Annotated in this window: 8 protein-coding genes; 4 read left to right on the forward strand and 4 right to left on the reverse strand. The window is 30.5% G+C overall.

Going from position 1 to position 5,503, the window contains the following annotated elements; all coding sequences use genetic code 11:
* The 3 genes from HMPREF3131_RS11495 to HMPREF3131_RS05350 all read left to right on the forward strand — a co-directional run.
* Positions 1 to 222, forward strand: a 222-nt coding sequence (locus HMPREF3131_RS11495; protein WP_256262194.1) for an orotidine 5'-phosphate decarboxylase / HUMPS family protein, incomplete at its 5' end; no start/stop codon positions are given.
* A gap of 2 nt (positions 223 to 224) precedes the next feature.
* Positions 225 to 773: a 6-phospho-3-hexuloisomerase gene (gene hxlB, locus HMPREF3131_RS05345; RefSeq protein WP_002505085.1), complete on the forward strand. Its 549-nt coding sequence runs from the start codon at positions 225 to 227 to the stop codon at positions 771 to 773.
* A gap of 89 nt (positions 774 to 862) precedes the next feature.
* The gene (locus HMPREF3131_RS05350; RefSeq protein ID WP_002505086.1) at positions 863 to 1,195 is read left to right on the forward strand and encodes a winged helix-turn-helix transcriptional regulator; all 333 of its coding nucleotides are present in this window, start codon (positions 863 to 865) and stop codon (positions 1,193 to 1,195) included.
* A gap of 164 nt (positions 1,196 to 1,359) precedes the next feature.
* Here HMPREF3131_RS05350 and HMPREF3131_RS05355 read toward each other — a convergent pair whose 3' ends face one another.
* The 4 genes from HMPREF3131_RS05355 to HMPREF3131_RS05370 all read right to left on the reverse strand — a co-directional run bounded on the left by HMPREF3131_RS05355 (position 1,360) and on the right by HMPREF3131_RS05370 (position 4,965).
* Positions 1,360 to 2,034 (reverse strand): IS6 family transposase, encoded by a 675-nt coding sequence (locus HMPREF3131_RS05355; protein ID WP_002449609.1) that lies wholly within the window; start codon positions 2,032 to 2,034, stop codon positions 1,360 to 1,362.
* A gap of 29 nt (positions 2,035 to 2,063) precedes the next feature.
* Entirely contained in the window at positions 2,064 to 2,279 is a 216-nt protein-coding gene (locus HMPREF3131_RS05360) for a hypothetical protein (RefSeq protein ID WP_002449614.1), read from the reverse strand.
* A 76-nt stretch (positions 2,280 to 2,355) separates the two neighbouring features.
* Complete coding sequence (locus HMPREF3131_RS11625; RefSeq protein ID WP_000448282.1) at positions 2,356 to 2,769, reverse strand: NINE protein; 414 nt, start codon at positions 2,767 to 2,769, stop codon at positions 2,356 to 2,358.
* Positions 2,770 to 3,042: 273 nt separating this feature from the next.
* Positions 3,043 to 4,965 (reverse strand): MobA/MobL family protein, encoded by a 1,923-nt coding sequence (locus tag HMPREF3131_RS05370; RefSeq protein WP_057504645.1) that lies wholly within the window; start codon positions 4,963 to 4,965, stop codon positions 3,043 to 3,045.
* A 202-nt stretch (positions 4,966 to 5,167) separates the two neighbouring features.
* Here HMPREF3131_RS05370 and HMPREF3131_RS05375 point away from each other — a divergent pair, with 202 nt between their 5' ends.
* Positions 5,168 to 5,437: a hypothetical protein gene (locus HMPREF3131_RS05375; protein ID WP_017175390.1), complete on the forward strand. Its 270-nt coding sequence runs from the start codon at positions 5,168 to 5,170 to the stop codon at positions 5,435 to 5,437.
* The last annotated feature ends 66 nt before the right edge of the window (positions 5,438 to 5,503 follow it).

Genomic DNA, 5,503 nt, shown 5'->3' on the forward strand with positions numbered 1-5,503 from the left:
GATTTACAAGCTGAAGGACAATCTCCATTAGATAGCTTACGTAAAGTTAAATCAGTAATTAAAAATTCTAAAGTTGCAGTTGCTGGAGGTATTAAACCAGATACAATTAAAGAAATTGTTGCAGAAGAACCTGACTTAGTAATTGTTGGTGGCGGTATCGCAAATGCTGATGACCCTGTAGAAGCAGCTAAACAATGTCGTGACGCTATTGAAGGTAAATAGTGATGACAACTTTTAATCATTATCAATTAATTTTAGATGAGCTAAAGGGCACTTTATCTCATGTTAAAGATGAAGAATTTGATGGATTTGCATCAGAAGTAACTGAAGCATCACGTATATTTGTTGCAGGTAAGGGGCGTTCTGGATTTGTTGCAAATAGTTTTGCAATGAGACTCAATCAATTAGGAAAGCAAGCATTTGTCATTGGCGAATCAACAACACCATCAATTCAAAAAGATGATTTATTTATTGTGATTTCTGGTTCAGGTTCAACAGAACATCTTCGCTTATTAGCAGAAAAAGCGAAATCAGTTGATGCAAAAGTGGTATTACTAACAACTAAACTAGATTCTGCAATTGGTGAAATTGCAGACACAGTAGTTGAATTACCAGCAGGTACAAAACACGATGCTACTGGGTCTGATCAACCGTTAGGTAGTTTGTTTGAACAATCATCACAAATCTTTTTAGATAGTGTAGTCATTGGACTAATGACACAATTAGATGTTGATGAAACAACTATGCAAAATAATCATGCCAATTTAGAATAGATATAAATAAGCAGTTAATGCGGAAGATTATATAATCTTCCGCATTAACAATGTAAATTCTAATATTATAGAAGAAAGAAGGATGAAAATTGTATTATAAAGGAAAAGAATTTTTCACTTCTAAAGATTTAGCTTTATGTGTTATCGGAGGAAAGTGGAAGATCCCTATAATTTTTCATTTACTTCAAGACAAAGTATTGAGATTAAGTGAGCTACAAAAAAAGTTGCCGCATGTCAATCAAAGGATGCTAATAAGACAACTTAGAGAATTAGAAGAGGACCAAATTATTGAAAGACATATTTATTCTGTAGTTCCCCCAAAAGTGGAGTATAAGCTGACATCTATAGGCTACAAGCTAGATAAGGTGGTTTATGCAATATGCGAATGGGGTGATTTATTCAAGGATGAAATAATACATTAAAAAGTTCTGGTGCAAATTAAAAATAAAGTTAACTACTCTCTTATAATGTAAGTATTCAATTAGCTGACTAACATGTATTAATTTCGCCGTTCTATGAAATTAAGGGTTCTGTTGCAAAGTTAGAAAAATATAGCTAACCACCATTTTATTGTGTCAGTCTTCGCCTAACCAGCTAACATATAACTAATTTCGTGGCATGGTGAAAATCCGTAGATCTGAAGAGACCTACGGTTCTTTTTATATAATCCGTAAATACATTCAATGCCTTTGAGTGTATTTTTTGCCGTATTGACACTTTGATATCTTGTCTTTCTCACCTTAATGTGACGATGATCTTGTTCAATGAGGTTATTGAGATATTTAGATGTGCAATGACAGTTAGGTTTCAGCTTAAACACTTTAATTATTTTAGCCATGGCTACCTTCGTTGAAGGTGCTTGATCTGTAATTATCATTTGAGGTTTACCGAATTGTTTAATAAGGCGCTTAATAAACGCATATGCTGATTGATGATCTCGTTTTTTGCGTAACCAAATATCTAATGTATGTCCATCTGCATCAATCGCGCGATACAGATAACACCACTGTCCTTTAATTTTGATATATGTCTCATCAATACGCCACTTATAATACGTTTTTTTATGTTTTCTCTTCCAAAGTTGATAGAAAATAGGTGCATACTCTTGAACCCATCGATAAATGGTTGAATGATGAACATCAAAACCACGTTCCCTTAATATTTCAGATATATCACGATAACTTAATGCGTATCTTAAGTAGTAGCCAACGGCTACAGTTATAACATCTTTATCGAATTGTTTATATCTGAAATAGTTCATACAGAAGACTCCTTTTTGTTAAAATTATACTATAAATCTAACTTTGCAACAGAACCGTAATGAATCAATTCATCACTATCTAATGCCACCATTGTTAGTTCAGCCTTGCATGGTTTAACGTATCTCACATAATGGTACAAATCTTCAAATAGTGCCTGTTTTTCGGGCATTTTAAACACCTTGTGTACATTAAAACCTATTTCTTCTAATCGCTTTGTAATCACGCCGAAAACGAATGTGTTCATGTGAAATCACTCCATCATTTTTAATATTCACATGTACACTAAAAAAAATCCGATACATCGGCTTTTTATTTTTGGTTTAATTTATTTCTATATTGTTTTCACTATCGCTCGGACGCATAAGTGTTAAAACACCTTCTACCATACCTATCACACCCGGTATTCCCGTCCAACAAAATAGTAAATAAAGAAGAGCATTTTTATTTTTCTTAACATAAAACTTATGAGCCCCGAAACCTCCTAGAAAAAATGCTAATGCAGAGTAAACATATTTATTAACTTGCATGATTTCCACTCCTTTAATTAATTGATTTAGAGAAACATTAAATAATTTAGTGATTTCTAAAATTGTTTTTAAGTCGGGATTACTTACTTCTCTTTCCCAATTAGAAATAGAATGTCTCGATACCCCTAACTTTTCAGCTAATTTTTCTTGAGACATGTTTTTACTTTTTCTTAACTTTTGTATTTGATGTCCAATTTTTGTTTCCAAATTATTTTTCTCCCTAACTTTAAGATATATTTAAACTCAATTTTTTCTATCGATATTTATGAACATTAGTATTTTTTATGCTGAAATATGTGAACAATCGCATAATATCAAGGTTTTTCTATAATTATACACGTTTTAAAATACATTGTGATAATACATAGAATGTACCTTATCTAAGTATATAAATGTTTTCTTTAAACCAAAGCTAATTTACCACATTGGGTTAAGTTTCTTATTATTAAAGAATGAACTTTGTATGATTTCAACTGCTTACTATCTTCTCATTTGGTTATTTCTCTCTTGTTTCTTCTTCTTTTTATTATGATTAATATTGTTTTGTTTTTCAGTTTCGTTCGCATAATACATAAGGAAGTCACTGGCATTTATCGTAGGTAAATGAATATGATTAGATTGTCCATATTCGTGTTCAAGATGATTGTCATTATCATTTCTATCCACTTGATTAATATGTTTTTCGATAACTTCTTCTTGATCGACATTGTTATATTTTTCAAGTTTGATAAGTAATTGAACTTTCTCATTAGGTGTTTGGTCTTTGACTTTTTCAAAGTTTTTATCGCCTATATCTATTCTTAAATCATTATCAATATGTTCTTTATAACTATCAATTTCTTTTTCTTTTTCCTTAATAAATTGCAATTCAACATTATATTCAAAGCTATCTTTTTCTAAGTGTTTAAGATGTCTTTCACTAAAGAAAATATCCTTACTCGCTTTTTTATAAGTATCTTCTAGAAATACATCCGAAGGAATATGGTTACTTTGTTTAAATAGATATCGCACATGAGATGCTTTTATAATATTACCTTTTTGTGCCTCATCAACAATAAATGCTTTCTCATCATGACTAAAACGATAATGAGATTTAGGATACATTTGCTGAACAATTAGATTATTTTTTTCACTTTCAGTTAGATAAACATCTTTAGCTGATTGATAAATCTTTTTACGTTTTTCTTCTCTATTTTCTAACTTATTCTTTTCATTGAGTAACGCTTTATAGTTAGTTTCAACAGTATTGACAAACTCTTGTTGGTTATATCCTTTGCTTTCAATTTCTTTTCTAAACTGATAATTTTCATCATAATTTTTAGCATAGAATTTTAATTGACGTCTCTTAATTTCATTTTTGAGTAAATCATTTTGAATTTTACGACCAAAGGTAGACGCACTATCAAACGTATTTTTAATGGTTTCCTTAGCCTCTGAATAGCCAACTTCACGTTGATATCTATCAAATAAAATAGAATAATTTTGTTCATTTTTACTTACTTGATCGTTAGCATTTTGAATAAATAATCTGATTTCATTTTGTGCTTGTTTTTTCTCTTTATCACTAAATATTTGTGATACTTCGCCACGATTATATCTTCTAATTTGATCATTTTTCTGTCCGTAATAAGTAACGGGTTTGTACTCGATACCCTCTTTTTCACAGCGTCTTTTTTCGTTTTGTTCTAGTCGATATTCTTCTCTTGTTAGTGGAATTTCGGCAATTTTATCTAAACCTTGCGCTTCAAAAGAACGACTATCATATCTTCTTAAACTTTGTTCACGTTCTGAATATTGATTTAATTTTAATTCCCAATGCTTACGAACTTCTTTGAAATCAAAATCAGCAAAACGTTCTTGCTTTCTAACTTTATTACCATTTTTATTTAAAATCGCATGACCGTTTTCATCATATCGTGTTCTCGTTTTTGTCTTTTTTCCCCAAGTACCGTCTGAATTAAAAGGTCTTTGAGTCAATAAAACATGAGCGTGTGGATTGTTCATATCATCTCTATGAATTGAAATATCAGCCACCATTCCTTTGTCTACAAACTCACTTTTTATAAAATCTTTTGTTAATTCTGTTTGTACTTCTCTATCAAAATCATTAGGCAAACTTAACAAGACTTCTTTTGCTAATCTAGGATTTTTCGTTTTCGCATTATTCTTTTCAACTTTGTCAACTTCATTCCATAAATGCTCTCTATCTTTAGTCCATTCGGGTGCATGTTGAGGGGTTAAAATCATGCTTTCAGGCTTAACAATATGATTTCTAAACTTAATTTTTTCATCTGTACGTTCGCTATATAATGCTTTATCAGAACGATAAGACGCTGACGCAACGATATTTTTTGTTGCTCGATTAATATTTGTCACTCTTAACATAAAGTAACCTTTATTCATGATTTTACCTCCTCTCTTTTCTGTTTTTTTACCCCTGTGGGAACTATAATGATCAACCAGTATGGTTGCCCATTTTTATGCCAATTTTCAATTTGCATGTAAATGGGCAGTGTCTTAAGAACTGGCTATATTATACCATGGATGAGCGACTTACCCAATGAATTATGATATACTTTATATAGATAAACTGAGGGAGTTTTTTATGTCTAAAATCAAACAAACAGATATTACAAAATTAAGTCAATTAGAACAACAAATTGAACAACTGAAAAAGCAAAAGAAAAAACAAGAAGAACAACTATCTAATAAAATTGGTGGTTATTTTTTAAATGAACTTGATTTAAATATGATCAACTCTAGTGATGAATTGTATAAAATTATGGATAAAGTCATTGAAGAATTTAATAAAGATATCGAACAGAATAGCATCGACGAGAACAACGAAAATTTAACAGAAGACAAAATTAACTAGAATAGTAAGTGATACGATGAATGATTTTAAAAATCTCAAAAAAATAAATGTTGAAATTGAAAAAGC

Origin of the sequence: Staphylococcus sp. HMSC14C01, from assembly GCF_001808085.1 — a bacterium.
In the GTDB taxonomy this organism is placed as follows: Bacteria; Bacillota; Bacilli; order Staphylococcales; family Staphylococcaceae; genus Staphylococcus; species Staphylococcus hominis.